This window comes from Sporosarcina sp. P33 (assembly GCF_002077155.1).
Lineage (GTDB): Bacteria > Bacillota > Bacilli > Bacillales_A > Planococcaceae > Sporosarcina.
This window is the reverse complement of record NZ_CP015027.1, coordinates 2,252,354-2,277,682: the sequence shown is the minus strand read 5'-3', so window position 1 is coordinate 2,277,682 and position 25,329 is coordinate 2,252,354. Positions and strand designations below refer to the sequence as shown.

27 protein-coding genes and 1 riboswitch are annotated in these 25,329 nt (G+C 47.5%); of the genes, 10 read left to right on the top strand and 17 right to left on the bottom strand.

What is annotated here, in order from left to right; genetic code table 11:
• Window positions 1-30: 30 nt before the first annotated feature.
• A riboswitch (cobalamin riboswitch) is annotated at window positions 31-160 on the bottom strand.
• Between the two features lie 275 nt (window positions 161-435).
• Entirely contained in the window at window positions 436-2,103 is a 1,668-nt protein-coding gene (argS, locus tag SporoP33_RS11340) for an arginine--tRNA ligase (protein ID WP_081243808.1), read from the bottom strand.
• Window positions 2,100-2,516 (bottom strand): YwiB family protein, encoded by a 417-nt coding sequence (locus SporoP33_RS11335; RefSeq protein ID WP_081243807.1) that lies wholly within the window; start codon window positions 2,514-2,516, stop codon window positions 2,100-2,102. Before SporoP33_RS11335 ends, argS begins: the two co-directional genes overlap by 4 nt.
• A gap of 158 nt (window positions 2,517-2,674) precedes the next feature.
• Here SporoP33_RS11335 and SporoP33_RS11330 point away from each other — a divergent pair, with 158 nt between their 5' ends.
• The gene (locus SporoP33_RS11330) at window positions 2,675-4,729 is read left to right on the top strand and encodes a transglycosylase domain-containing protein (RefSeq protein ID WP_081243806.1); all 2,055 of its coding nucleotides are present in this window, start codon (window positions 2,675-2,677) and stop codon (window positions 4,727-4,729) included.
• 78 nt (window positions 4,730-4,807) lie between these two features.
• Complete coding sequence (locus SporoP33_RS11325; RefSeq protein ID WP_081243805.1) at window positions 4,808-5,449, top strand: hypothetical protein; 642 nt, start codon at window positions 4,808-4,810, stop codon at window positions 5,447-5,449.
• Window positions 5,450-5,713: 264 nt separating this feature from the next.
• Here SporoP33_RS11325 and SporoP33_RS11320 read toward each other — a convergent pair whose 3' ends face one another.
• Window positions 5,714-6,232, bottom strand: a complete 519-nt coding sequence (locus tag SporoP33_RS11320; RefSeq protein ID WP_081243804.1) for a YwhD family protein — start codon at window positions 6,230-6,232, stop codon at window positions 5,714-5,716.
• A gap of 67 nt (window positions 6,233-6,299) precedes the next feature.
• Here SporoP33_RS11320 and SporoP33_RS11315 point away from each other — a divergent pair, with 67 nt between their 5' ends.
• The gene (locus tag SporoP33_RS11315) at window positions 6,300-6,485 is read left to right on the top strand and encodes a 2-hydroxymuconate tautomerase (RefSeq protein ID WP_081243803.1); all 186 of its coding nucleotides are present in this window, start codon (window positions 6,300-6,302) and stop codon (window positions 6,483-6,485) included.
• A 45-nt stretch (window positions 6,486-6,530) separates the two neighbouring features.
• Here SporoP33_RS11315 and SporoP33_RS11310 read toward each other — a convergent pair whose 3' ends face one another.
• Complete coding sequence (locus SporoP33_RS11310; RefSeq protein ID WP_081243802.1) at window positions 6,531-7,037, bottom strand: YwgA family protein; 507 nt, start codon at window positions 7,035-7,037, stop codon at window positions 6,531-6,533.
• 16 nt (window positions 7,038-7,053) lie between these two features.
• Window positions 7,054-8,343, bottom strand: coding sequence for an HD domain-containing protein (locus SporoP33_RS11305; RefSeq protein ID WP_081243801.1), 1,290 nt, complete (start codon window positions 8,341-8,343; stop codon window positions 7,054-7,056).
• 574 nt (window positions 8,344-8,917) lie between these two features.
• Between SporoP33_RS11305 and SporoP33_RS11300 the strand changes: the two genes are divergently transcribed.
• Window positions 8,918-9,556 (top strand): RsfA family transcriptional regulator, encoded by a 639-nt coding sequence (locus tag SporoP33_RS11300; protein ID WP_081243800.1) that lies wholly within the window; start codon window positions 8,918-8,920, stop codon window positions 9,554-9,556.
• A 19-nt stretch (window positions 9,557-9,575) separates the two neighbouring features.
• Here the strand turns inward: SporoP33_RS11300 and SporoP33_RS11295 are convergent, their stop codons facing one another.
• Both SporoP33_RS11295 and pta read right to left on the bottom strand, forming a co-directional pair.
• Entirely contained in the window at window positions 9,576-10,412 is an 837-nt protein-coding gene (locus SporoP33_RS11295) for an octanoyl-[GcvH]:protein N-octanoyltransferase (protein WP_081243799.1), read from the bottom strand.
• Between the two features lie 59 nt (window positions 10,413-10,471).
• Window positions 10,472-11,443: a phosphate acetyltransferase gene (pta, locus tag SporoP33_RS11290; RefSeq protein WP_081243798.1), complete on the bottom strand. Its 972-nt coding sequence runs from the start codon at window positions 11,441-11,443 to the stop codon at window positions 10,472-10,474.
• A 217-nt stretch (window positions 11,444-11,660) separates the two neighbouring features.
• Here pta and hemQ point away from each other — a divergent pair, with 217 nt between their 5' ends.
• Together hemQ and gerQ are read left to right on the top strand one after the other, a co-directional pair.
• Complete coding sequence (gene hemQ, locus SporoP33_RS11285) at window positions 11,661-12,410, top strand: hydrogen peroxide-dependent heme synthase (protein WP_081243797.1); 750 nt, start codon at window positions 11,661-11,663, stop codon at window positions 12,408-12,410.
• 1,343 nt (window positions 12,411-13,753) lie between these two features.
• The gene (gene gerQ, locus SporoP33_RS11280) at window positions 13,754-14,116 is read left to right on the top strand and encodes a spore coat protein GerQ (RefSeq protein WP_081243796.1); all 363 of its coding nucleotides are present in this window, start codon (window positions 13,754-13,756) and stop codon (window positions 14,114-14,116) included.
• Window positions 14,117-14,162: 46 nt separating this feature from the next.
• Here gerQ and SporoP33_RS11275 read toward each other — a convergent pair whose 3' ends face one another.
• The 5 genes from SporoP33_RS11275 to SporoP33_RS11255 form a co-directional block, all read right to left on the bottom strand.
• The gene (locus SporoP33_RS11275; RefSeq protein WP_081243795.1) at window positions 14,163-14,543 is read right to left on the bottom strand and encodes a DUF423 domain-containing protein; all 381 of its coding nucleotides are present in this window, start codon (window positions 14,541-14,543) and stop codon (window positions 14,163-14,165) included.
• Window positions 14,544-14,639: 96 nt separating this feature from the next.
• Window positions 14,640-14,900 carry a YwdI family protein gene (locus SporoP33_RS11270; protein ID WP_081243794.1) on the bottom strand — a complete coding sequence of 87 codons (261 nt, stop codon included), beginning with the start codon at window positions 14,898-14,900 and terminating at the stop codon, window positions 14,640-14,642.
• Complete coding sequence (locus SporoP33_RS11265; protein WP_081243793.1) at window positions 14,897-15,073, bottom strand: uracil-DNA glycosylase; 177 nt, start codon at window positions 15,071-15,073, stop codon at window positions 14,897-14,899. Before SporoP33_RS11265 ends, SporoP33_RS11270 begins: the two co-directional genes overlap by 4 nt.
• A 26-nt stretch (window positions 15,074-15,099) precedes the next feature.
• Entirely contained in the window at window positions 15,100-15,774 is a 675-nt protein-coding gene (locus tag SporoP33_RS11260; RefSeq protein ID WP_081243792.1) for a uracil-DNA glycosylase, read from the bottom strand.
• A 5-nt stretch (window positions 15,775-15,779) separates the two neighbouring features.
• On the bottom strand, window positions 15,780-16,538 hold the full coding sequence (locus SporoP33_RS11255; RefSeq protein WP_081243791.1) for a DUF4230 domain-containing protein: 759 nt from the start codon (window positions 16,536-16,538) through the stop codon (window positions 15,780-15,782).
• A 199-nt stretch (window positions 16,539-16,737) separates the two neighbouring features.
• On the opposite strand from SporoP33_RS11255, the gene thiD reads away from it, so the two are divergent.
• The 3 genes from thiD to bshB2 all read left to right on the top strand — a co-directional run bounded on the left by thiD (window position 16,738) and on the right by bshB2 (window position 18,739).
• Window positions 16,738-17,571 (top strand): bifunctional hydroxymethylpyrimidine kinase/phosphomethylpyrimidine kinase, encoded by an 834-nt coding sequence (thiD, locus tag SporoP33_RS11250; RefSeq protein WP_081243790.1) that lies wholly within the window; start codon window positions 16,738-16,740, stop codon window positions 17,569-17,571.
• Window positions 17,572-17,700: 129 nt separating this feature from the next.
• Window positions 17,701-18,051 (top strand): YojF family protein, encoded by a 351-nt coding sequence (locus tag SporoP33_RS11245; protein WP_081243789.1) that lies wholly within the window; start codon window positions 17,701-17,703, stop codon window positions 18,049-18,051.
• A gap of 16 nt (window positions 18,052-18,067) precedes the next feature.
• Window positions 18,068-18,739, top strand: coding sequence for a bacillithiol biosynthesis deacetylase BshB2 (bshB2, locus tag SporoP33_RS11240; protein ID WP_081243788.1), 672 nt, complete (start codon window positions 18,068-18,070; stop codon window positions 18,737-18,739).
• Window positions 18,740-18,884: 145 nt separating this feature from the next.
• On the opposite strand, the gene SporoP33_RS11235 is transcribed toward bshB2, so the two are convergent.
• The 5 genes from SporoP33_RS11235 to SporoP33_RS11215 form a co-directional block, all read right to left on the bottom strand.
• Window positions 18,885-19,979, bottom strand: coding sequence for a hypothetical protein (locus tag SporoP33_RS11235; RefSeq protein WP_081243787.1), 1,095 nt, complete (start codon window positions 19,977-19,979; stop codon window positions 18,885-18,887).
• Window positions 19,980-20,038: 59 nt separating this feature from the next.
• Window positions 20,039-20,686 (bottom strand): YczE/YyaS/YitT family protein, encoded by a 648-nt coding sequence (locus tag SporoP33_RS11230; protein ID WP_081244843.1) that lies wholly within the window; start codon window positions 20,684-20,686, stop codon window positions 20,039-20,041.
• 68 nt (window positions 20,687-20,754) lie between these two features.
• Window positions 20,755-21,243 carry a Cys-tRNA(Pro) deacylase gene (gene ybaK, locus SporoP33_RS11225; RefSeq protein ID WP_081243786.1) on the bottom strand — a complete coding sequence of 163 codons (489 nt, stop codon included), beginning with the start codon at window positions 21,241-21,243 and terminating at the stop codon, window positions 20,755-20,757.
• A gap of 112 nt (window positions 21,244-21,355) precedes the next feature.
• Window positions 21,356-21,931, bottom strand: a complete 576-nt coding sequence (locus tag SporoP33_RS11220; protein ID WP_081243785.1) for a hypothetical protein — start codon at window positions 21,929-21,931, stop codon at window positions 21,356-21,358.
• Window positions 21,932-22,224: 293 nt separating this feature from the next.
• Window positions 22,225-24,159 carry a cation:proton antiporter gene (locus SporoP33_RS11215; RefSeq protein WP_081243784.1) on the bottom strand — a complete coding sequence of 645 codons (1,935 nt, stop codon included), beginning with the start codon at window positions 24,157-24,159 and terminating at the stop codon, window positions 22,225-22,227.
• A 114-nt stretch (window positions 24,160-24,273) separates the two neighbouring features.
• On the opposite strand from SporoP33_RS11215, the gene SporoP33_RS11210 reads away from it, so the two are divergent.
• Window positions 24,274-25,314 carry a hypothetical protein gene (locus SporoP33_RS11210; RefSeq protein ID WP_081243783.1) on the top strand — a complete coding sequence of 347 codons (1,041 nt, stop codon included), beginning with the start codon at window positions 24,274-24,276 and terminating at the stop codon, window positions 25,312-25,314.
• Window positions 25,315-25,329: the final 15 nt, after the last annotated feature.

Here is a 25,329-nt window from a genome sequence, read left to right as displayed (position 1 = left end):
CCCACTGTGCCTATCCTCGTAGGTTGCTGCGGAACTTCTTTTCTTAAAGGCAGGTGACCTGGCTTGTGCACAGTGCACTTACAGTGGCGGGACCGCATCGGATTTTAACCGATTTCCATTTTCATCTCTAGGAAAGAGAACCTTTTCGAAAGATATGTAATTGCACCTTATTATACCGGTAATCCCGGGGGTTGTACAGAGAGAGCCGCAGAGTTTGACGTATTGCGGAATAATGCATAGAATTCCGGCTGCAATGCCGCAGTGCCGGTATTTCGGGCCCGGCCCGCACTATGGAAACAGGCCACCGCGTCATCGTGCCCTGCCAACGCGCTATTACGCTTTACGGCCGCACTGCCTGTAAACAAAAGAAGTTAAACCATGCGGAAAGACGTAAAAACAGCCGCCCCACGCATGGGACAGCTGTTTGTATTTTATTTACATTCTTTCCGGTGCCTGAACGCCTACCAGTTTCAATGCGTTGGCAATTGTCGTGCTTGTGGCAGTAATGAGGGCCAGACGTGCTTCGGACAAGTCTTTGTTTTCTGAATCCAGCACTTTGTTGGCGTTATAGAAGCTGTGGAATGCAGCCGCCAGTTCCTGGATGTATGTTGTGACCCGGTGCGGTGCGCGCAAACGTGCTGCATCGCTTACCAGTCTTGGGAAATCACCCAGTTTTTTCAGCAGTTCCAATTCTTTTTCATCTTGCAAAAGCGTGACATGTTCAGTTGATGCCTGCATATTTTGTTCTTTCGCCTGACGCAGGATTGAGCAAATGCGTGCGTGCGCGTACTGTGCGTAATAGACGGGGTTTTCATTGGAATTAGAAACTGCCAAGTCCAGGTCAAAGTCCATTTGTGCATCACCCGAACGCATAGCGAAGAAGTAACGGACAGCGTCAAGGCCTACCTCTTCCACAAGCTCACGCAACGTGACCGCTTTCCCTGTGCGTTTGCTCATTTTGAACTTTTCTCCGTCTTTATAAAGCTGAACCATCTGCGCCACTTCTACTTCCAGCGTATCGCGGTCATAGCCAAGCGCCTGGATTGCCGCTTTCATACGAGGAATATAGCCGTGGTGATCCGCTCCCCAGATGTTGATAAGTTTATCGAATCCGCGGCGAAGCTTGTCTTCATGATACGCGATATCCGGCGTTAAATAGGTGAATGACCCGTCTTGCTTGATCAGCACACGGTCTTTGTCATCTCCAAACGTTGTAGAACGGAACCAAGTCGCGCCGTCTTCTTCATACACATGGCCGTTTTCACGAAGCTTTTCCAAAGCAACTTCGATTTTGCCGTTTTGATATAATGAAGTTTCTGAGAACCAGTTATCAAAATGAACACGGAAGTCTTCCAAGTCCTGTTTCAGTTTGTCGAGCTCAATAGTTAAGCCGTATTCACGGAAAAATGCCAGACGCTCTTCTTCCGGAACGTTTACATAGCGGTCGCCGTGCTCATCGACTAGAGCCTTTGCGATCGTAATGATATCTGCGCCGCGGTAGCCGTCTTCAGGCATTTCTTTTTCCAGGCCAAGTGCTTCGAAATAGCGGACATCGATTGACAGCGCCAAGTTATTGATTTGATTTCCCGCGTCATTGATATAGTATTCGCGTGCTACGTCATAGCCAGCTTTGTCGAGAATATTACATAATGAATCACCTAGAGAAGCTCCGCGGGCATGGCCTAAATGCAGGTCCCCTGTTGGATTCGCTGAAACGAATTCCACTTGGATTTTCTCATTTTTGCCACTGTCAGAACGGCCGTAGTCTTCTCCTTGATCAAGGACAGATTTCACGATATCGCCCAGGGTGTCTGTTTTCAGCCGAATATTCAGGAAACCGGGCCCTGCAATTTCAATGGTCTGAATAGCTGTATCAGACGTGTCAAGATGCTCCAAAATACTTTCGGCGATTGTGCGCGGCGGCTTTTTTGCCAGTTTCGTCAACTGCATAGCGATATTCGCTGCATAATCACCGTTTTCTTTACTTCTGGGTGATTCCAGTTTGATTTCCGGGATATCTGAAGCTTCCACCAGTCCCGATTTTTCAATTGCCTGTTTTAATGCTTCTTTAATTTCATGTTGAATCTGCTCTACTGCATTCATTGTGCTACCTCCGAGTAGGTTATTGTCAATTGATATTTTCCTAATAAATTTCCTTCTGAATGTAAATCATACGATACCGCAAAACGTCCGGGTTCCCATTGAAGCTCATTCGTATGAACGGCTAAATCCATGACGGCTGGTCCATTTCCGTACGTCCCGAATCGTACATCGTCCGGCCGGAATGGCAGCCGCATCTGTACGCCGCCCTTACGCATGATGAAGGCATCGTCTGCATGTAATTTTACTGTCGTTCGGACTGCCGGCATTCCTTCTGTCTGCTCTTCAAACAATAAATAAGCCTGTCCCTTTTTTTCAATAATCTTTCCCGTCGCCTGCATATTATGTGTTTCCGCTGACTGTCCGGGGTGTTGAATAGTAGAACGGAGTTGAACGTCCAGTTTTGGCGTTTCCATTCGTTCACCGCCTTATGTAGATAGATTCCCTCATTATACACTTCTTCTGGCTTCACTTTCAATGTTCCGTGTCTAAACTTTTCCTGTCTTCCGTTTAATCCGTCCAAAACCGTACCATACTGTCAAAAGACACTGAATGGAACGGGATGTGATGTGCAATGAAACGTACCGACTATGTAAAGTCCGCGAATCGCAAAAAACTGAAGAAGATCACTCTGTCGCTGTCAATCACGCTGCTGACTGCAGTGGTGACCGTCATGATCGTATTGCGGCTATATGCTCAGATACTCGGTGCTCCTTCGTTAAGCGTTCCAAAAGCATCGTTGTTTTTGGATCATAACGGGCATCAGATCGGGGATCATTTTTCACAGCAAAGGCGTTATTGGATGAAGATTTCGGATATATCGCCCTTTTTAGCGGATGCATTCGTTGCGGCGGAAGACCGGAAATTTTATTCGCATCACGGATTTGATTATAAACGGATCGCGGCTGCGGTTTTAAAAGATGTTAAGACGATGAGCAAAGCCCAGGGAGCAAGTACCATCACTCAGCAGTATGCGCGAAATCTTTATTTAACGCATGAAAAATCGTGGACACGTAAAATCCATGAGGCGCTCTTTGCCTATCGTTTGGAAGTTTTCTATGATAAAGATACAATTTTGGAAGGTTATCTGAATACCGTCTACTTTGGGCACGGGATGTATGGTGTCGAGGCGGCAAGCCGGTTTTATTTCTCGAAAGCGGCAAAAGATCTGACGCTGGAAGAAGCGGCGACAATTGCGGCAATCGCAAAAGGACCTTCCATTTATTCACCGCTTGATCATCCCGAAAATTCACGGGAACGCCAGCTGCTGGTGCTCAATCAAATGGAACATTATGATTATATATCTGCGGCACAAAAGGAACGCGCGATCGAAGAGAAGATCGTGCTAAAAACAGACAGCTGGAAAGATATGAAGCAGGTGGCACCTTACTTTCTTGATGCCGCATGGCAGGAGGCGGAAGATATACTGCTTGCAAAAGGCCGCGCGCCTGCTGAGGGCGGCTGGCAAATCCGCACGACATTGAACCAGCAGCACCAGCAGGCCGCGGAAGCAGCTATTAAAGAATATATGCCGAACAATGATTTGCAGGTTGGCTTTATTTCGATGGCCGCGGATACCGGCTTCGTGACTTCAATGACGGGCGGCGTAGATTTTACCGACAGTTCATTTAACCGTGTAACGCAGGCAAAAAGGCAGCCGGGGTCTGCGATGAAACCGATTTTGTATGCAGCCGCACTGGAAAAAGGAATGAATCCCTTGACGTTCATGACGGCAGAGAAAACCATCTTCACTTATGACGAGGGCCGTTCAACTTATGAGCCAAGCAATATTAACGGTGAATTTGCGGCTAAACCGATTTCATTGGCACAGGCCATTGCAATCTCCGATAATGTTTTTGCGGTCAAAACGCTCGAACAAGTCGGCTATAAGCCATATACGAAAATGGCACAGCGGCTCGGGATCAATGTTGCGTTTCCTGAATCCCCTGCTGTAGCGCTCGGAACTTCTGAACTGACACTGCTTGAAATGACGACGGCGTATAACCGCATCGCTTCAGAAGGAAAACAAGTTGAGCCGCATATGATTCTGTCGATTACCGATGCAAACGGCAAACTCGTGTACGAGCATCCGTCGAAAAAGCTGAAACAAGTAATGTCGGAGCAGGATGCGTTTGTGCTGACACATTTAATGACAGGCATGTTCGATCCGGTTTTCAATGATTATTTATCCTCCACCGGCTTATCGATGCGTCCAAAACAGACGCGCCCCTATGCGGCAAAGTCCGGAACGACCATATCCGATCAATATTTGATCGGGTTTTCCCCTTCATTAACTGCCGGTATTTGGACAGGATTTGACCGCGGGAAACAGCTCGAGAATCTGGAGGACAAAGCTGCGTCAAAAAAAATCTGGATTGATTTCATGGAAGCAGCACACGAAGGTACGGCCCCGCAGCCATTCCTCCCCCCTTCAGGTGTACAGGGCGTGATTGTAGATATCGAAACCGGCGGAATCGCAGTCAATGAATGTCCGAAGCAGCGATTGATGTATTTGAAAGATAAGGACGTGCCGAAGAAATTATGCACGGACCGTTCGCTGCGGGAAGAGCACGCGGGTGAGCAGGAGAATTCGAAGCTAGAGTTATTCCCGTTTTCGTTTTTTGAGTGATTTATTGCGGGCGGTGTTTGGGGCGGGTATGAGCGCTTGGACGTGGGCTTTGAGCGGTTGCGGATGTAGGTTGAGCGCTTGGGCGTGGGCTTTGAGCGGTTGCGGATGCGGGTTGAGCGCTTGGACGTGGGCTATGAGCGGTTGCGGATGCGGGTTGAGCGCTTGACCGCGGGCTATGAGCGCCAGCGGATGCGGGTTGAGCGCTTGGGCGTGGGCTTTGAGCGGTTGCGGATGTGGATTGAGCGCTTGACCGCGGGCTATGAGCGCTGGCGGATGCGGGTTGAGCGCTTGACCGTGGGCTATGAGCGCTGGCGGATGCGGGTTGAGCGCTTGACCGTGGGCTATGAGCGCCAGCGGATGTGGATTGAGCGCTTGACCGCGGGCTATGAGCGCCAGCGGATGTGGATTGAGCGCTTGACCGCGGGCTATGAGCGCTGGCGGATGCGGGTTGAGCGCTTGGACGTGGGCTTTGAGCGGTTGCGGATGCGGGTTGAGCGCTTGACCGCGGTCTATGAGCGCTGGCGGATGCGGGTTGAGCGCTTGGACGTGGGCTATGAGCGCTGGCGGACACGGGTTGAGCGCTTGACCGTGGGCTTTGACCGCTGGCGGATGCGGGTTGAGCGCTTGGCTGCGGACTATGAGCGCCAGCGGACACGGGTTGAGCGCTTGACCATAAACTATGAACGCTCAACGGCCACTTCCGCCCCCCTTTTCCAATAGAAAAAAGCCTCGTTCTCCGTATCCGCGGAGAACGAGGCTTTTTTGACCGATGTATACTTATTGAATGAATTCGCCCGCTTGGGTTTTGTGGCTTCATCAATCGACAGAATATACAGCGGTTGTCCTAGATTACAGCAGCAAAGCTGTATATTTAGTTTACTTCCTTTCCTGCAGACATTCAACCTCAAAGAGCAGGTAAAGTAAATTGTCACATTTTTGACGTATTTGACGAAAATACGCATGACACATTCCTTATTCCGGCAATTATTCCGTACGCAAACCTTCATGTAATTCAGGTGTACTGCGTTCCCATAATTCCGCATTATGCGACTGCAGGAAGTCCTTTAGAATCTTTTTTGAACGGTCATCCATATCGTCTACGATAATATGGCGCTTCATCGACTTGTCCATTCGATTGACGTGATCCGCCAATAATTTATAGCCGCGTCGCTTTTCACGGTTGATGACCATTTCACACGCCGTGATCCCCGCATAATAAGGTCCTTCTTCACGGTAATCAATGGTTACCCAGACAAGCCAGTACGGTTTGCCGCCTTCTGAGTCTTTCCGGTCAGTCGTAAACTTAATGCCGCGTTCTGTATCACTGCGGGCATGCATCGCGCCCATTTCCACTTGGGCAGTGCCTGCTTCTACGTCAATGATCACCGGCGAAATGTTTTCCAGCGACAGCGACCCGATGCCGAATCCTTTATGACCGTCTGTCGGGTCGTTTTTTATGATGGTAAAGCCTAACTTTGGTTTTGAATTTTGCTCACTTGCCATGTAAATCCTCCTCCGTCTCTGTTATTATATGTACTATACCTGAATTTTCTGCCAAGGAGGAAGCAAAATGCCATACGTAACAGTAAAAATGCTTGAAGGCCGCACAGATGATCAAAAACGTGCGCTGTGCGAAAAAGTTACACAAGCCGTTGTAGAAACGACTGGCGCTACTACTGACAGCGTAACAGTTTTCATTGAAGAAATGCCAAAGAATCACCTTTTCAAAAATGGTAAACTCGTCAGTGAACAGTAAACGGCGAAAAGGATTCTCACCACGAGAATCCTTTTTTTCGTCTGATCAGCTGACTGAAGTTACTTGCATTTCTTCAATAAATGCAAACGCCTGGTCAAATTCCTGATCGGTGAAATTCAGTTTATTTTTTACGATACGCACTTTGGCAATTTGGTCTTCCTTGTCCAGCTGATCGAAAAACAGCAGCGTGGAAACCAGCTCAAGGAACCGCGATGATTTTTCATTCAGCCGCCCGATACAGTCCGACAGCTGTGTTTTCGGCGCATCCGCTGTTGTAAGGAACTTTGAGCCTTCTTCAGTCACCTGATAGCAGTATTGCTTATAGGACCCCTTGTCTTCAAACCGCTCCGCCAAAAAGCCCATTTCACATAATTCTTCCACCCGTAATGTCAGTTCTTCCGAGTAAGGACCGTACATATGGAGCTCGTACTTCTCCGCAAACGGGAAATTCATTTTCTTCAATATATAAACCATCTTCTGCATTTTCTTCCGGCCATTTATTTCATTCGCCAACGATACAAACTGAACGATTTTTGCATGCTCTTGCAGCAAGTCGCCCACCCCTCTCTTAACTTCGTAACAACTCTAAAATCTTGTCGTGCAATGCATTTCCGTCTGCCAGCAAGTCTTCAGGATAATAAATTTTATGGTCTGTTCTGCGTTTTCCCGAAATCGCGTCCACAACATCAGACATGCGGGACAGTTCACGCAAATCGCCGTTCTTCATTTGTAAATAGATAGGTACGCGTTCATTTTCCTCACCCGGACGATAAAAGTCGTATGGCAAGTCAGATGATGAATCAGTCACCAAATAGTAGTCTGGGTCCAGCCCTGCTTCTCTGAATAAGGCATTCAGCTCACCGAACCTCATATATTGGGCAGCCGGGTCAAACTCGGCATACTGAAACAGCCTTCTGTTGACGAAGCGATCACAAAGATCAGCCAAAATCGCGTCCTCTTCTTCCATCCACAGCTGGAAATACGTCAATAGCACCCCTTCGTCAAGCGCTATGTATTCTTTTAATTCGAATTCTTTTGTAAAAAATGAAATAAAGTGAATCGGGTCTTGCTTAAATGCATACCCCGTTTCGAATAAATATCTCGCCCTGTGCAAAATTTTCATCAAAATGACTTCTGCACTGCGTGACACTGGATGGAAATACACTTGCCAGTACATTTGATAGCGGCTCATGATATAGTCTTCCACCGCGTGCATTCCGCTATATTTAATGACTACCTGTTCTTCAGTCGGACGCATGACGCGCAAAATCCGCTCCATATCGAAATGACCATAGGAAACGCCGGTATAATACGCATCGCGCTGGAGATAATCCATTCGGTCCGCATCGATTTGACTGGAAATCAGACTGACGACCAGTTTATCGGGATATGTTTTGTCAATAACATCCGCCACTTTTTGTGGGAAATCCGGCGACACACGACGCAGCACTTCATGGACTTCTGTCTGTTCCAATAAAATTTGCTGAGTGAATTGTTCGTGATCCAGATTAAATACTTTTTCAAAAGCGTGCGAAAACGGACCATGGCCCAGATCATGCAGCAATGCCGCACAAAGCGCGACCAGCCGCTGCTCCTCATCCCACTCTTCTCTTCCGCTGAAGCCGTCATCGAGTATTCTCCGCACGATTTCATAGACGCCGAGCGAGTGCTGAAAGCGGCTGTGCTCCGCTCCGTGGAAAACCAGGTACGTGGTGCCGAGCTGGCGTATCCTGCGCAGCCGCTGGAACTCACGCGTGTTGACCAAATCCCAGATCACACGGTCCCTGACGTGTATATAGCGGTGCACGGGATCCTTAAACACCTTCTCTTCAAGCAGTTTTTCGTTTTGGTACGCCATGTCGTCACCTCATCCTTCATTCGTTCCAGTATAACAAAAAACGACGGAACGTGACATAGTACACTATGACGGATTTTATCCGGGATTGTACACGGAATATGAAATTCAGGAGAGTGACTTAGTATCTAGGAGAAGATAGCAGCTGGACTTGAATCACTCCCTGCAAATTGTGTGTAAATTATTTTTGTCATTGAACTTTAGTTATTTCAATGGCAAGTACCTGTATAACACCAATTACCATTCTCAATGAACTTCTATATGTATCACCTACTCACACCGCAATGGATTGGCGCGAAGGAGGGGCGATCAGCCGGATCAGGTGAGACAACCAAAGAGAGCAGCGCGAACTGGCTGGCTCACCGCGGGTCCTCGGGAAAGCGTCCCCTCCGAAGCGCAAATCCCCGCCCCAACACCCTGCCAGCCTAGCCCATTCAAGAACAAGCAACCTCCCAACCAACCGATTCCATGCCCATTTTATTACCATCTTGATAGAATTTTGTGACTCTCTGAATAAAAGATTCCATACGTGGTCATAATGGCAGTAGAAAGAGAGTACAAGACAGGAGGCATGGAGATGGTGAAAGTTAGACAAGACGCTTGGTTAGAGCAGGATGATGAATTATTGGCAGAAACGGTATTACGGCATGTAAGGGAAGGCAGCACGCAGTTAAGTGCATTTGAAGAAGTAGGTGACGCATTAAACCGGACAGCCGCAGCTTGCGGATTCAGATGGAACGCGGTCGTGCGAAGAGAATACGAAGAGGAACTTTCGGAAGCGAAGAAAGAGAGAAAGCAAACATTGCGTGTACTAGGTACAGATTTTAAAAGACGCAACCAGCAGATGTACAATCCGGAGACCGGAGCAGACGGGCAGGAGAAAATCCAAGTACCGCTATCCGCTTTATCCCTGGATACCGTAATTGCCTATTTAATCCGTATGCATCATAACGGAGGTGCCGACACAGATGCGCTTCGCTGGAGACAGACTGCGAAAACAGCTACCGAACAGCTGAAGGCAATGGAAGCAGAACTGGAAGAATTGAAAAAAGAAAACCGCACGCTGAAAGACGATTATGAGCAGTTTGTTCAAATTATGAATCGCGCGCGCCGGCTGATCGCACTCAACGAAGAAAGCGAACACGTCGCACCGGTCTTTAAAATGGAACCAAACGGTAACCTGGTATCATCAAAAGAGCCGCCAATCAATAATTGATTGGCAGCTTTTTTTCGTTCTATGACAGCATCTTTTGATTCCGGTCAAAGACGCGCTGCAAATAAAAACCGTACAAATCCATTTCCTCGTCCGTCAATCCGCCGTGCTGCACGTCATCCGTCAGCGACCGCAGCAGCAATTGCAGACGAATGACAACTTCACTGACCGTCATCGGTGTGCCGGTTATTTCTGATAATGAAGCCATTGTATCAGGCTGAATTACAGGATAGCTGAATTTAGTCTGCTGACCCTGTAAGCCGTTGTCATAGACTTCCTTAATCAGTTCCGCACGGCGGGACCCGCTGCCTTCTATACACAGATAGACTTGCACAGCGACTCCCTGACGCAAACGCCGCTGAGAAATTCCGGCAAACTTCTTGCCATCGACGCTTAAATCATAAGATCCCGGACAATAGGACCCGACAATTTCATAGGCTTCAATCCGCTCACCGAGTTCTGGAAACAGCAGCTGCACGAATGACAGCATAGCTTCGTAGCCTACTGGAATATCAATTGCAGATTTCTGCTCGGAAAAAATTAAAGAAATATTCAATATCCCTTCATCCAGAACGACTGCCAGGCCGCCCGAATTGCGGACAATGGCCTGATAGCCGTGCTGTTTGATGCCTTCCATCGCCTGCTGAATAAACGGCATGCGATGATCCTGGATACCTAGCACGATCGTTCGGTCATGCACCCACGTTCTGACGACAGGCGCACTTTGCTGCTGTCCGACTAATTGGCATAATGTATCATCCATGGCGAACGACTCTAGCGCAGACCGGCTGCGTGCTGTGATCGATTCGTCGATAAAACGCCAAGCCGGCTGATTCAATAAATGTTTATCTTGTGACATGTCTAGTTCTCCTATGGTGGTTAGTCTGGTATGTATAGACGTTTCACAATTCGGCGTGATTACAGGCTTTGTGCCGCTGTGATAATAGAAAGCTTGTAAACATCTTCCGCAGAACAGCCGCGTGACAGGTCATTGACGGGACCGTTCAAGCCTTGAAGAATCGGGCCGATTGCTTCATAGCCGCCGAGACGCTCCGTTAATTTATAGCCGATATTGCCGGCATCCAAAGTAGGGAAAATAAAGACATTTGCATCGCCTTTAATAACGGATTCCGGCGCTTTTTTCGCTGCAACACTTGGAACGTATGCTGCGTCAAACTGGAATTCTCCGTCAATCAATAGGTCAGGCGCCAATTCTTTTGCAATTTTTGCCGCTTCCACAACTTTTTCTGTCTCTTCTGTCACTGCAGAACCTTTTGTTGAAAAGGACAGCATCGCCACACGCGGATCGATTCCGAACGCTTTTGCAGTTTTCGTACTTTCCACTGCGATTTCAGCCAGCTCCTGTGCTGAAGGATTCACCGTGATGGCACAATCCGCAAAAATCAAACGCTCTTCTTCCTTCATCATAATGAAAGCTCCGCTAGTTTTGGAAATACCCGGCTTCGTCTTGATGATCTGCAGCGCGGGACGAACTGTGTCCGCTGTCGAATGTGCAGCTCCGCTCACTAAACCGTCTACACGTCCTGTATAGATTAGCATAGTTCCGAAATAGTTTACATCTTTCAGTTGCTCGCGTGCCTGCTCGATTGTTGCTTTGCCTGCACGTCGTTCAACAAACTTTTCTGCCAATTCTTCAAAATAGGAAGCGCTTGCAGGGTCAATCAATTGAATTTCGGAAATATCGAAACCTCCGTCTTCTGCCGCTTTTTTGACAGCCTCTTCATTCCCCAGTAAAACAGGTGTGACAATCCCCTCTTGCTGAAGATGTACAGCTGCTTCCAGTATTCTGACGTCTTCCCCCTCAGGCAATACAATCGTCTTTCCTTTACCTTCCAACGTATTACGAATACCTTCAAAAAGATCTGCCATGTGTAATTCCCACCCTTTGTTATATTTTCCTTTTCATCATACATGAAATGCCAATATAATTCACTAGGGAATTCAAAGTTTTCAGACACCTGACAGTAACATGCACAATTTTGTCATACCTTGCCCGCAGCTCTGTCTTTATCCTTAACGTCCAAACATCGTTTATGATACACTTGAAATAGAACTTACTTTGAACTAAAAAGGAGACTGAATTCAAGTGAACGAAGCAGCTATTACATTAGACGGTTGGTACGTACTTCATGATTTCCGCACAATGGACTGGGCCTCTTGGAAACTGATTTCCAAAGAAGAGCGCCAGGCAGCAGTGAATGAATTTCTGGCCTATTTAGAGCGTTTGCAGCAAGCTGATGACGCAAAAACAGGCAGTCATGCATTTTACACAGTAGTCGGTCAAAAGGCGGACTTCATGCTGATGACATTGCGTCCGACAATGGATGAATTGCAGCAGCTGGAAGCAGAATTCAACAAACTGACGATCGCAGATTACACGATTCCGGCGTATTCTTACGTATCTGTCGTTGAATTATCAAACTACCTCGCAGGCGAATCTGACGAAGATCCGTACCAGAATCCTTATGTACGTGGCCGTTTGTATCCTGAATTGCCGCGCAGCCAGTATGTTTGTTTCTATCCAATGGACAAGAAGCGAGAAGGCGATGACAACTGGTACATGCTCAACATGGATGACCGTAAAAGTTTGATGCGCAGCCACGGCATGATCGGCCGCGGTTATGCAGGTAAAGTAAAACAAATCATCTCCGGATCTGTCGGTTTTGATGATTACGAGTGGGGCGTTACGCTGTTCTCAGACGACGTACTTCAGTTCAAGAAACTTGTCTATGAAATGCGTTTTGACGAAGTCAGCGCGCGCTACGGCGTGTTCGGCTCATTCTTTATCGGGACAATTCTCGAAGCAGACAAGCGTGCAGCATTCTTTGAAGTATAATACGTAACGACCAAGCCGCGAACGAATGACTTCGCGGCTTTTTTGCGTGAAAATACGATGAAATTAAACCGGCTCACTATGTGCTGAATGTCACTTTCTGCTTCCGGGAAGAGACAGGCGGCTGAGCCGTCTTCTCCCCTTCATCCGCTCATAACTATGCTGCAAGCGATCATAACTCCACGCCAACCGATCAATGCAGCCAGCAAGCGATCATATACAACGGGCAGCCGCTCATAACTTCCCGCAAGCGATCAATCTTCAGCCTCAACCGCTCATAGAGACAAAAAGTAAAGCGGAGGAGTAGAAAGGCAGCGACTTCATTCATCACTCCCCTTCATCCGCTCATAACTATGCTGCAAGCGATCATAACTTCACGGCAACCGATCAATGCAGCCGGCAAGCGATCATACACAACGGGCAACCGCTCATAACTTCCCGCAAGCGATCAATCTTCGGCCTCAACCGCTCATAGAGACAAAAAGTAAAGCGGAGGAGTGGAAAGGCAGCGACTTCATTCATCATTCCCCTTCAACCGCTCATAAATATGCTGCAAGCGATCATAACTTCACGATAACCGATCAATGCAGCCGGCAAGCGATCATACACAACGGGCAGCCGCTCATAACTTCCCGCAAGCGATCAATCTTCGGCCTCAACCGCTCATAGAGACAAAAAGTAAAGCGGAGAAGTAGAAAGGCAGCGACTTCATTCCTCCCTCCCCTTCGTCCGCTCATAAATAGGCTGCAAGCGATCATAACTTCACGATAACCGATCAATGCAGCCGGCAAGCGATCATACACAACGGGCAGCCGCTCATAACTTCCCGCAAGCGATCAATCTTCGGCCTCAACCGCTCATAGAGACAAAAAGTAAAGCGGAGAAGTTAGAGAGGCAATGACTTCATTCCTCCCTCCCCTTCGTCCGCTCATAAATATACTGCAAGCGATCATAACTTCACGATAACCGATCAATGCAGCTGGCAAGCGATCATACACAACGGGCAGCCGCTCATAACTTCCCGCAAGCGATCAATCTTCGGCCTCAACCGCTCATAGAGGCCCCCGTTCATCCCGCACACAAAAAACTTCATTCATACCGAACCCGCCGTTTACATAGGATACAACCAAGGGGGTTTTGCTTTGGCTGTCCGCGACAACCGAAAAGGGAATTGAAGCGCCTGCCCGTCTGATGCGGGCGGAAGTAAAATGCAATGAAAAGCCTGGAATGCCCTGAACAATAGCAAGCTCAGTGGAATACCGGCCGCTTTATATCGCATAGCTTCTCCCCCCTGCACCACAAGATTACCCGCTTGTATAACTAACAGATTTGGAAAGGATGTTGAAATGGTTCAATATTATTGGAATCCTGGCTATGCCAATCCAGGCTACGTCCAGCAGCAAATAACACCGCCGCCCCCCTCTGCACCCGGCGGAAGACCAGGCGCGCCTCCGTTTAGAGAGGAATCATACATCGAAAATATTTTAAGGCTCAACAGAGGTAAGCCTGGTGTTTTCCATTTTTCATTCGAACGGGCAATGGAAACGGGTACGAATACGAAAGCAGTAACTGGCATGGTGGAAGCTGCAGGACGCGATCACGTCATCCTCAGCGAAGCCAAGACAGGACGGCGCTATCTGTTCCCAATGATTTACTTCGATTACGCAGAGTTTCCTGAAGAAATCAATTACTTCAATCAGTCGACGTAAATTCATAAGAAAAAACCGCTCATATGATGTGAGCGGTTTTCTTGCGTCAATTTCCAAATTTCACTGCGGCAATAATCAGCATGATCCAGCCAAGGATGAATGCCACGCCGCCAATTGGCGTAATGGCGCCGAGTATGCCAATTCCCGATAAGCTGAGCACATACAGGCTTCCAGAAAATATAATGATTCCGGCTAAGAGTAAATAGCCCGCCCAGGCAAGCTGCGTTGACGGTCCGAGCAATGAACTGTTCATCAGTATACCGATGACAAGTAATCCGATGGCATGAAACATTTGATATTGTACTGCGGTTTCCCAGACAGCCAGATAATGTTCGGACAAGCGATCTTTCAGCGCATGTGCACCGAATGCACCGAACGCTACCGCGATGGCCGCATTAATGGCTCCTGCGATAATAAAAAATGGCATAATAACTCCTTCTTTCTAACGAATCTGCTTACTGTCTTCAGTTTATCATAACGATACAGCTGAAATTGACAGGTATTTGAACGGTTTGTGGCACTGTCAGAAATCAAACAGCGATTCCCCGTTGGCATCCGCTTCCCGCAGCGGCTGTTCATTCAATGAAGTAACCAGCGCGGTCTGCACAGAGCGCACTTGTGCCGGCTGTGAAACCAGTTTTGCAGCCGGTGCATCGTTGAGCATCAGATTGCACAGCGTCCTGACCGCGTAAATCGCTTCTCTTCTTGATGTGTCGTCCTGCGCCTGTTTTGCCAAATGCACTTGCTGCTCGATTTCTCCAAGCAATTGTTCAGCTGTAATCATCGTAATCCCGCTCCCTTTTTCGGTTCAAACTGCATGCACTCCATACCTGAAGAGCGCTTCACTACAATAGACGGCAGCATTTTCGTCTTAAATCCATATGCCTTGCAGCCCCGCGGACTTGCCGGGTCCCATGTCGTGTAAAAGTAGATACATTCAAAACAGTTAACTGCCATTGTTCCACTTCCTTTCTGGTTGTTCATCAAGTAGTCTGCGCCCAGTCGATCGGCTTCCTGCCCCACTCCCGCAAATAATCATTCGTTCTGGAAAACGGACGGCTGCCGAAAAAGCCCCGTGACGCACTGAACGGGCTCGGATGCGGGGATTCAATAATCGCATGCCGTCTCCGGTTGATCAGCGCCGTTTTCTCCTGGGCATGCTTTCCCCATAAAATGAACACGATCGGCTCTCTGCGCATGGACAGTTTACGGATGACTTCATCGGTAAACTGTTCCCAGCCTTTGCCTTTATGTGAAGCCGCCGCTCCTTCGCGCACGGTCAGCACGGTATTCAATAATAATACACCTTGTTTCGCCCATCCTGTCAACATCCCTTCTGCAGGGACCGGCACATGAAGGTCTGACGAAAGTTCTTTAAAGATATTACGCAGGCTCGGCGGCAGCTTCATGCCGGGCTGTACGGAAAAACTCATGCCGTGCGCCTGGTTCGGGCCATGATAAGGATCCTGCCCTAAAATCACCACGCTGACATCACGGAATGGTGTCAATTGAAAAGCCGTCCACATATCAGTCATCTGCGGATAGATGACATGCGTCGCGTATTCTGCGCGCAAAAACGCGCGCAGCTCCTGATAATAAGGCTTCTCAAACTCATCCTTCAGTACCATGTCCCAGTCATTATGAAATGCAACAGTCATATACCTCACTCCTTCACTTCTATATCCAGCTGATAGCCGGCGAATGAAAACATTTCCTTCAGCGTCTTTTCCGCATTCTTTTCCGCCGACTCCAGTACTCCTTGTGCTGATGCTTCTTTGAGTATGATTGCTTTAGCTTCATTCGCCAGTTCATATCCTTCTTTTATATCTGCTTTTCCCCGGAACAGCCCTTCTACTGAATAGACTTCAGCCTGTTCGAAATACAGTTCTGCCCCGCCGAGAAATTCAGCGGGCGGAATGGTCAGCCTGATGCGTTTTTCTTCTTCATCCACTTGCATATCCTGTTTAGTGATTTCGCTGAGATCAATTCCGGCTTTGACTGATCCCGGTATGACAACGAGTAAGTTCCGTTTCGTTCCGGGGAAATTAACACCTATGCTATGACCGAATAATTCATTATCTGTGCGTTTTACCAGCACTTTTGTATACGATTCCGCTGTCGTCAATTGCTGCAGTTCCTGAACACGCTCAACGAAAGCGGTTTTTTGCTCTGAAAACGTAGAACCCAGTCTCATTAAATAAAATCCTGCAATAGGCAGAGTGATAAGTGCAATGATCAATATCAAAATCAGTAAAACATACGCTGTTCTCCATGAAGACCACAACGTGAAAGCGAGTTCCAGAAATCCTGTCTTACGGCGTTTGCGCTTTGGCTTTTTCCGCTCATCGAATGTAACCGATGATTGCGCGCCGGCCTCTCGTATTTCCTTTTTCCCTCTTTTTGACGAATCATGCTTATACATAGCTTTCACCCCCTCTGCTAACCTACTAATCTGACACTTTCCTTTTATACGTTCTGCCGGCTCATAGGTTTCATCGGGGAAGCGTCCACCATAGCGCCGCTTTCTTGACATTCATCATACCCGAATTAATTGTATTTCGACAATTAGTTGTATAAAATGAATAACATAAAAATGCAGCTAATGAAGGAGACGTTTTATTATGTCCTTGAAGAAAACTTTGACGATTGCAGGCTCGGATACTTCAGGCGGCGCGGGCATCCAGGCGGATCTGAAGACATTTCAGGAACACGGCACATACGGCATGACTGCAGTGACAGTCGTCGTGACGATGGATCCTGATCAGCAATGGGCACATAGTGTTTATTCGTTGCCGATTGATGTGGTAAAGGCCCAATTAAAGACAGCGTTATCCACCGGCATCGATGCGATCAAAACAGGCATGCTGAGCACGGAAGAGATTATCCGGACAGCAGGCGAGGCGATTGATGAATCAGGACTCGACCACGTGGTCATTGATCCGGTCATGGTCTGTAAAGGCGAAGACGAAGTGCTGAATCCAGGCAATACGGACGCAATGATCAAGTATCTGGTGCCGAAAGCAGAAATTGTGACGCCTAATTTATTTGAAGCGGGTCAGCTGGCTTCTATGAAAACACCAAAGACAATTGATGATATGAAAGCGGCGGCACAGAAGATACATGAACTTGGCGCCCGAAATGTCGTCATCAAAGGCGGCAAACAGCTCGATCATACGGCAGCAGTCGATTTATTCTATGACGGCAGCACGTTCACTTTACTGAAATCCGAAAAATCCGATACGTATAATAATCACGGCGCAGGCTGTACGTTTGCGGCAGCAATTACGGCAAATTTGGCGAACGGTTTGGCGATCAAGGATGCGGTCATTGAAGCGAAGCAGTTCGTGGCAGCGGCAATCGCGCACGGCTGGAAGCTCAATGAATATGTAGGACCTGTCATGCACGGAGCGAAAAACCGCTTCGATGCGCCGCAGGTAAAGCTTCAGGAAGTATAATGAATGCATGAAAGTCAGGAGACCTCCTGACTTTTTTGTGAGCCGTCTGATTTCATTCAAACGATAATTTCTATATACTATCAATAGAGAGAGTGCAGCGAAATGACTGCAGTCAGTAGGAGGATGGGTATGCAAACTGTTGAAGTGAAACATTTACAGGAGTTACTGGACTCCTTTGCAAATAAAGATGTTTATATACATTTGGAAACAACGAACGGATCGTATGCCTCTCATTTTCAGGAGGGCTTTTTCAATGCGGGCGCATTTATCCGCAATATCATTATCCGCTATGAACTTGGAAAAGTGGCCGGCGAATCACCGCACCGCATCGGACTGAAATTGCCGAGCGGCTGGATTTACGCCCAAGGCATTACACACTATACACTCGATGAACATAACCGTTTATTAATGGCGGGGCTTGGGCCTGACGGAAAACTGGCGGTTGCGCTTGAAATCAGCGAAACGCCATTTGCTTATTAAGAAGGGAGTTTTTTTCATGTTGCAAAAAGAACGACATGTTTTGGTTATATACCCTCACCCTGATGATGAATCATTCGGAAGCGCCGGAACGATTGCAGAATATATCGAAATGGGGGTACCGGTTACTTATGCCTGCCTGACACTTGGCGAAATGGGGCGGAACCTCGGCAATCCGCCATTTGCGAACCGCGAGACACTGCCGCAGATCCGCAAGCAGGAATTGCTTGATGCATGTGATGCGATGGGATTGACGGATTTGCGCATGATGGGACTGCGTGACAAAACCATTGAATTTGAAGACCCTGAAAAACTTGTACAGATGATGACTGACCTGATCGAGGAATTGCAGCCTTCCTTGGTTATTACATTCCATCCGACACTTGCAGTACATCCGGATCATAATGCAACGGGTGCTGCGGTCATCGAAGCGATGAACCGCATGCCGGAAGCGGACCGTCCCGTGCTGTACCTGAAAGCTTTTGACAACCATACAGTCAGCCTGCTTGGCGAGCCGGATGTCGTGCATCACACAAAAAATTCGGCGGGTAAAAAAATCGCCGCATTGCGCGCACATGCGTCCCAAACAGTCTGGATGCTTCCCGACATGGAAAAGCGCTGGGCGGCTAATGATGAAGAAGCACTTGACTGGCTGCATAATGAAACATTTTATATTCATACATTCGACTAAAAACCGCAGAAGCTCTGCGGTTTTTAATTTATTAACAATATAATGGAGATAGAATAAAAGCACCGCAGCTCTGCGCTTCAGTTGAAAGTTTTCCGATTCGATAAACCGGCTGAATCTGCCCTTTCAACGTATATTGTCTGCTATGTTATTTTTCTTCCAATTCTTTAATAAAGGCATACAGACCTTGCAGTTTTTTCTCGAATAACTCGATATTTAACGCACGGTCCATTTGAATTCTTGCTGTGTTTTGTGCCTGCACAGCCAGCTGCATGTTTTTCCCTGCTTCTCCAATCGCCTTCTGATAGCGGTGCCGGATGTCTTCAATTAATTTCTCCGACTGTTCATCTTCCGCACACAGCGGCACGATATCGACTAATTCATCACGCGGGCTTTCTGCATCATAAGCATGCGGCTGCGTTGAATCAAACACGCAGACAGACAGCTCCGGAAACAGCACCAAATCGATGCTTGCGGGATCCAGTCCGCACCAGCCGTAAAGCACGTCGACCCCGCGGCGCTTCGCTTCGTCACCAAGCGCACGCATCATAGTAGACTTTCCGGTACCGGGCAGGCCTTTTATGAGCAGTCTCCGTTTCACGCGTTTAGTAATGGACGGAATGAAATCATGTGCACTGCCTGCGGACAGAGAGCCGACAATGCGATGCGAGATATGTGCCGGTTTGGCGAGTTCAATTGTACCGAAAATTTCCTGCTTTACCTCTTCTATGATCTCTTCGTGACGCGCCCAGTCCATTCGTGCGATATTGACCGCTTCCCATTCATCATGAATCGCTTTTGCCTTCTGCAATAAGGACAAAGACTTTTCAAAGCGGCTTCCCTCTTCTTTTATAAGCCGGCTCACTTCATCGTGCCGATGAAGAAGCTGATCTTGATGATAGACGTCATAAAAGCAAAATACTTTATGGCGGCTGCCAAGATCTGTCGGCTCGAATGATACCGGATGGGATGCCTGCAAAATGAACAGCTCGAGCTCCTTGATGAAAAGTGCATCAGTTTTATCCACATGGCCAGGGTTCATAAAGCGGTCTACTGCATAGCCCCTGTTGACAAAGTAAACAGCTAAATCATTCAGCACTTGCGACAGCGAATGGGTAGGCAGACACTTCAGGAAAATCGTTTTCTTTGATTCTGCAAGCAGCTCTTTGTATTTATGCTGCACGCCTTGTCCTGTATAGGCCGTTCCCATATATTCTGTAATATAACCGTATATACTGATCATCCTTTCTTTCTTCCCTTTATTCTATGTATGGATAAATAAAAAAAGCACAGCGCAATCGCTTATGCTCCTTTATAGTGTAATAAAACTTTCTCATCCGTCTGCCGGGTAATTTTCAATAACAGCCGTTTGCATTGCGGCAAGGCAATCTGAATAAGCTGCCCTGAGAAAAATACGACTATCAGCGTACCGATGCCTACCGGACCGCCAAGTAAAAAGCCAATCAGCGTTACAGCCGCTTCAATGGCTGTACGCACCAGGCGGAGACTCCAGCCGAATTTATCGACAAACAGCAGCATGAGACTGTCACGCGGGCCTGCTCCAAGATTGGGTGAAACATATACACCGACTCCGTAAGACAAAACAAATACGCCCAGAATGAAACAGACGATTTGTACGGACAGCGAATCCACGTCGGGCAAAAGCCAGTTGAAGAAGTCGATAAATAATCCGATGAGCAGCATATTAAGCCAGGTACCGAGCCTTGGCCACTCTTTTAAAAAGAACGAAGTGACTGTGACAATCAGAAAGCCTGTCAAAATGCTCCACGATCCGATAGTTAATCCGATATTCTGATATAAACCGAGGTGCAGGACGTCCCACGGTGCAATTCCAAGCCGCTGACCTTTAATCATCAGCGAGATTCCAAGTGACATGATCATCATGCCGACGATGAAGAAAATCCACCGCCACGCTACTAAATTACGCATATACATTCTTCTTTCTTCTAGTTGTCAATACCTTCATTGTAACAGAAACAGCACGGATTGTTATGAGCTTATTTCACAAGGTCACTGAATTGTGCTTTTGTAACGCTCGCTAAGTCATCCGGTGACAATTTCATCTGCAAACCGACTTTGCCGGCACTGACATAAAGATAATCAAGAGTTTCTGCCTGGCTGTCAATGAAAGTCGGCAGCTCCCGCTTCATGCCGACCGGCGAACAGCCTCCCCGAACATAGCCGGTTTCTTTCGTCAATTCTTTCATGGGCAGCATGTCAATTTTCTTGAAACCTGCTGTTTTTGCAGCCTTTTTCAAATCCAGTTCTTCTGCTACCGGAATGATGAAAACCAGTAGATCTGTTTTACTCGCCATTGCCACTAATGTTTTGTAGACGTTCTCTGCAGGTTCATTGGTTTTATTCGCAACTGATACCCCGTCGTTCTGCCCGTCTTCCGTTTGATAGCTGCGGATCTCATGTGCAATTCCTTCTTTTTCGATGATGCGAATTGCATTCGTTTTAACAGACTTCTGTTTTTTTGCCATATTTGTAACATCCTTTCTGTCCGTACTGATCGAGCGCATGGTTATGTAAAAACAAAAAAGCCCGTTTCACTGGGTTCCAGCAAAACAAGCTTTCGCTTTTCAGTCCAACCGTTTACACGCTGACATTCATTCGGGGCTGATCGATTTGGTACTGATTCATTTTCGCCTGGTTTTGGACTTGATAAATGGTAAATGCATGGCTGTACTGCAGCTGCATCCGAGTGGGTCCTTCCGTCGCTCCAGCTGTTTTCCCGCCGATTGCCGCCAGCTGTTCACGTATCGTTTTGGCGCGGTTATGTAACGCCAGCTGCAATTCTGCTTCTGAAATTTTTGCTGATGCTTTACCCGCCAGCTGATAATCAGCGGTCGTTGGGGGTGTTTCCGAGTACGCTTCTCTTCGCACTTCACGCCACAGTTCAATCGTTTCATCCAGATTATTGCCTAGAGGAATCGGGATGTTTTTAACTAGGCCGCCGTCAAGTCTTGTAAGATCCTTCTTCGCATCTGCTTCCCGTTCAACAGATTCTGAGTTGCCCCGCAGCAGCGCTATCAGATCTTCTTTGGTTTTTTGTGCCTGTTCACGGAATTCTGTCTGACGTTCATATGCATTTTCGGCATTCTTCCTGCGGACTGCGTCATACCGCTGCAGTTGTTCGGCAGCACCCGCAAACCCCAATACAGCATTCATCGCATCCACCTCCGAATAGAAATTTCGCCACAACAATCTATTATACTCAGTTTACGCAATAGTGTGTAAAATACAATCCATCTTAGGAATGGATTTGACAATGTCTTTTATTTCATCTTACCCATTTGCCGCACGTTTCATACCAGCTGTCCATACTATGCGGGTGGAAGTGACTAGTCCATATGCAGGGAGATGTGTATTTTAGATACCCTTTTTCAATGACAATAAACGCACACGCTGCATGATGCGGCATGTGCGTTTATGTGCAATCACAGTTTAGCGGAAATCAGCACTCACTGCTCTTTATTGATCTTCGGCGGTGTCTCCCCCGGTATTTCCGGTTTTGTGAGCGGCGGTTCTTCCATAAACTTTGTTTCAATCTTTTCTTTTGGCACGGACGCCTTGCCATTCTTTTCTTCGAGCCGGTCAATCGTCCGCTCAATCGTCTTATTTAATGTAGACAGCGCAACAATCGTATCCCCTGTCTGTGCCTGCAATTCTTTCTCCGCCGTGTAAAATTCCATATCACCGTTCGCACGGATAATATACAGCAACACAGAGCGGTCATCCCGTTCACGTAAATATTGCGTATAGCTATATTGTTTCGTCAGCAGCGTTTTACGGAATACATGCCCTTGATGAATGCGCTCATCCAATTCATGAATTGACAGATTAGGTGTGAACAGGAACTGGCCCGTCGCAAGGTTGAACTGCCGGTCAGCGCTTCGCTTATGTGTCGTTGTCTGAAACAGCGATTCCCGCCCCAGATCCGGCGTGAAATCGGCACATACATGCGAATTATACGAATCCGTTTTTGTCATAGCCAAAATATAACGGTACGGCGTCAAATCCAGGTGATAGCCCGTATGCTCGGATAAAATATCCCCCATATATGTCGGAATTCCTTGTTTTCGCGCGTTGGACAGGCCTCCCCATGAATCTTCCATAATCAGCACCTTATGACCTGCGCCTTGAATGGATTTCGCCAGTTCCGCCACAAAACGCGTGCTGCCGATGAGCACGACACCCGTTTCTTCCGGTGTCGTCAAATTAAGCTTCTTGGCCAGCCAGCCAATTGAGAAGCCGTGCAGGACTACCGTTGCAAATACAAGCGCAAAAGTTAACGCAGTGAGCAGCTCGGCATCTTTATATCCATTTTCAAGCAAAATGGATGCGAAATAGCCTGACACCGTCAATGCTACAATTCCACGCGGTGCAATCCAGCCAATTAAGGTCTTTTCCCGGACGTTTAAATCCGTTCCGATGGTCGATACCCAAATGGACAGCGGTCTGACGACAAATAGCATCGCCAATACATACAGCACAATTTTCGGGTTCGCTATCTCAATCAGTATATGCGGATCAAGAGAAGCCGTCAGCATGACAAAAATTCCTGAAATGAGCAAAACCGAGATGTTTTCTTTGAAATGCCGGATATCCTGCAGTGTCGTCAAATGCATATTTGCCATCGTCAGCCCCATGGCAGTTACCGCAAGCAAGCCGGTTTCATGCATGATTTCATCAGACAATACGAAGACAAACAGCACTAAACCGAATAGAATCGGCGCTTTTAAAAATTCAGGAACCTGGCCTTTTTCAAATGCTGAACCTAAAATACGGCTCGTTCCCCATCCGATGAATACCGAGAACAGCGAAGCGCCTACGAACAGCAGCATGGCCTGCGCCGTCACTTCACTATTCATGAACCTGATTACTTCAAAGGCGAAGACCGCCAAAAGTGCACCAAACGGGTCAACAACAATACCTTCCCATTTCAAGATGGCGGCGGCACGCGGCTTTAGACGCGCCTGCCGCAATAAAGGTAAAATCACCGTCGGACCTGTGACAATAAACAATCCTCCGATGATGAACGCCACTTCCCATGACAATCCTGCAATATAATGCGCAGCCAGTGAGCCTGCAATCCATGCAATAAACGCTCCGAACGTAACGATTCGCGCAACAGGGCGCCCGAAGCCTTTAATCTCCCTGAAATCGAGGTTTAAACTGCCTTCAAATAGAATAATTGCAACTGCAAATGTAATAATCGGTGAATATAAATCACCCATTGATTGTTTCGGATTCATCAGACCAAATATCGGACCGACGAGCAATCCTGCAATCGCCATCACGACAATGGCCGGCATTCTAGTCCGCCACGCCACCCATTGCGATCCTACTCCAATTAGCACGACCAGCATCAAATCCATGATCAATGAATTGAACATCAGACAGCCCGCCTCCTTCCCTATTTTCAAGCCGTTCTGTACCGCCCGTTCCTCATTGTAATAAACTATTCTCCTTTTTCATAGGGTAAGAGGAACGAAGCAGGTTCAGAAAGGGTGGTTCCAATCGAAAAACAAGTCCAAAAAAAAATCGCGATCTATCTATCCATAACAGACGGCAAAGGAAGTTATCCTCTGCGACGTGCACGTAAGCTGGCTAATACATTGAAAAATGAAGCGGAGATCATCTTTTTATATGATCAACATACTCCGTTTCCTGATGAAAATTTCACCTGTCATAAAGTAATCGGTCCTTCTTCTTTCATTACGCAGGTAAGCAAGCTGCAGCCTGATCTTTTGATTCGCGACGCGGGTCCAAGCAATACAGATGAAATGTCCAAGCTGGTGGAACTCGTACCAAGCATTCTGCATTTTGATGACTTTGGTGATGGCGGGCAGCTGACAGACTGGGTCATTCAGACGCTGTATCCTGAAACACAGGAACTGTGCGCTGACCATTATATTACTGGCCCCGACACGTTCATCACGGATGCATCTTTGCATCCCTACCGTCATGCGGGCTTAAAAAGAAAGCCGCCGTCCTCTTCATCCCGTCTCGTTATTTCATTTGGTGATGAAGATCCGGGCAATCTGACATTCCGGGCATTGCGGCATTTGAAACAACTGCAGATTCCATTGTCAGTCACAGTTGTCCTCGGCGATAACTATAAACATGATGTAAGTGAAGTACAAATGATGGCATTGAGCCGACGTAACACGAGAGTTGTACAGGCTCCGGACAACCGTGCCGAGCTGTTCTCCGAAGCTGATATGATTTTATGCGATGCATGCTATACCCCCTACGAAGTCGCTGTCATCGGGGTGCCTTGCATTGTACTTGCCCAAAACGAGTTCGAATCAAATCTTGGCTTCCCTACTGAGAAAAATGGTTTCATTCATCTTGGACTCGGCCGCAAAGTGACACAGTCGAATTTGCTGAGTGCGATCATGGAACCGCTGCTGCATGATGCACGCAAAGAACGCGCGATCAAGCGTCAGCTGCAGATTGACATTGGCAGCGGAGAGGAAAAGGTGCTTGAGGCAATCCGTTATTTGTTGGAGTTTCCTAAACGGACAAGGCTGGATATGTTACACTAAGGGAAAACCTATGAT

Coding starts and splice junctions, on each gene's coding strand:
- SporoP33_RS11295 (WP_081243799.1), bottom strand. CDS start 10,412: ATGTCACAAGATAAACATTTATTGAATCAGCCGGCTTGGCGTTTTATC.
- gerQ (WP_081243796.1), top strand. CDS start 13,754: ATGGTTCAATATTATTGGAATCCTGGCTATGCCAATCCAGGCTACGTC.
- SporoP33_RS11215 (WP_081243784.1), bottom strand. CDS start 24,159: ATGTTCAATTCATTGATCATGGATTTGATGCTGGTCGTGCTAATTGGA.
- SporoP33_RS11260 (WP_081243792.1), bottom strand. CDS start 15,774: ATGACTGTTGCATTTCATAATGACTGGGACATGGTACTGAAGGATGAG.
- SporoP33_RS11220 (WP_081243785.1), bottom strand. CDS start 21,931: ATGAATGCTGTATTGGGGTTTGCGGGTGCTGCCGAACAACTGCAGCGG.
- SporoP33_RS11235 (WP_081243787.1), bottom strand. CDS start 19,979: ATGATCAGTATATACGGTTATATTACAGAATATATGGGAACGGCCTAT.
- SporoP33_RS11230 (WP_081244843.1), bottom strand. CDS start 20,686: ATGCGTAATTTAGTAGCGTGGCGGTGGATTTTCTTCATCGTCGGCATG.
- SporoP33_RS11255 (WP_081243791.1), bottom strand. CDS start 16,538: ATGTATAAGCATGATTCGTCAAAAAGAGGGAAAAAGGAAATACGAGAG.
- SporoP33_RS11330 (WP_081243806.1), top strand. CDS start 2,675: ATGAAACGTACCGACTATGTAAAGTCCGCGAATCGCAAAAAACTGAAG.
- SporoP33_RS11315 (WP_081243803.1), top strand. CDS start 6,300: ATGCCATACGTAACAGTAAAAATGCTTGAAGGCCGCACAGATGATCAA.
- bshB2 (WP_081243788.1), top strand. CDS start 18,068: ATGTTGCAAAAAGAACGACATGTTTTGGTTATATACCCTCACCCTGAT.
- SporoP33_RS11300 (WP_081243800.1), top strand. CDS start 8,918: ATGGTGAAAGTTAGACAAGACGCTTGGTTAGAGCAGGATGATGAATTA.
- SporoP33_RS11335 (WP_081243807.1), bottom strand. CDS start 2,516: ATGGAAACGCCAAAACTGGACGTTCAACTCCGTTCTACTATTCAACAC.
- argS (WP_081243808.1), bottom strand. CDS start 2,103: ATGAATGCAGTAGAGCAGATTCAACATGAAATTAAAGAAGCATTAAAA.
- SporoP33_RS11245 (WP_081243789.1), top strand. CDS start 17,701: ATGCAAACTGTTGAAGTGAAACATTTACAGGAGTTACTGGACTCCTTT.
- SporoP33_RS11275 (WP_081243795.1), bottom strand. CDS start 14,543: ATGCCATTTTTTATTATCGCAGGAGCCATTAATGCGGCCATCGCGGTA.
- SporoP33_RS11270 (WP_081243794.1), bottom strand. CDS start 14,900: ATGATTACAGCTGAACAATTGCTTGGAGAAATCGAGCAGCAAGTGCAT.
- thiD (WP_081243790.1), top strand. CDS start 16,738: ATGTCCTTGAAGAAAACTTTGACGATTGCAGGCTCGGATACTTCAGGC.
- SporoP33_RS11305 (WP_081243801.1), bottom strand. CDS start 8,343: ATGGCGTACCAAAACGAAAAACTGCTTGAAGAGAAGGTGTTTAAGGAT.
- SporoP33_RS11265 (WP_081243793.1), bottom strand. CDS start 15,073: ATGGCAGTTAACTGTTTTGAATGTATCTACTTTTACACGACATGGGAC.
- ybaK (WP_081243786.1), bottom strand. CDS start 21,243: ATGGCAAAAAAACAGAAGTCTGTTAAAACGAATGCAATTCGCATCATC.
- SporoP33_RS11320 (WP_081243804.1), bottom strand. CDS start 6,232: ATGGCAAGTGAGCAAAATTCAAAACCAAAGTTAGGCTTTACCATCATA.
- pta (WP_081243798.1), bottom strand. CDS start 11,443: ATGGCAGATCTTTTTGAAGGTATTCGTAATACGTTGGAAGGTAAAGGA.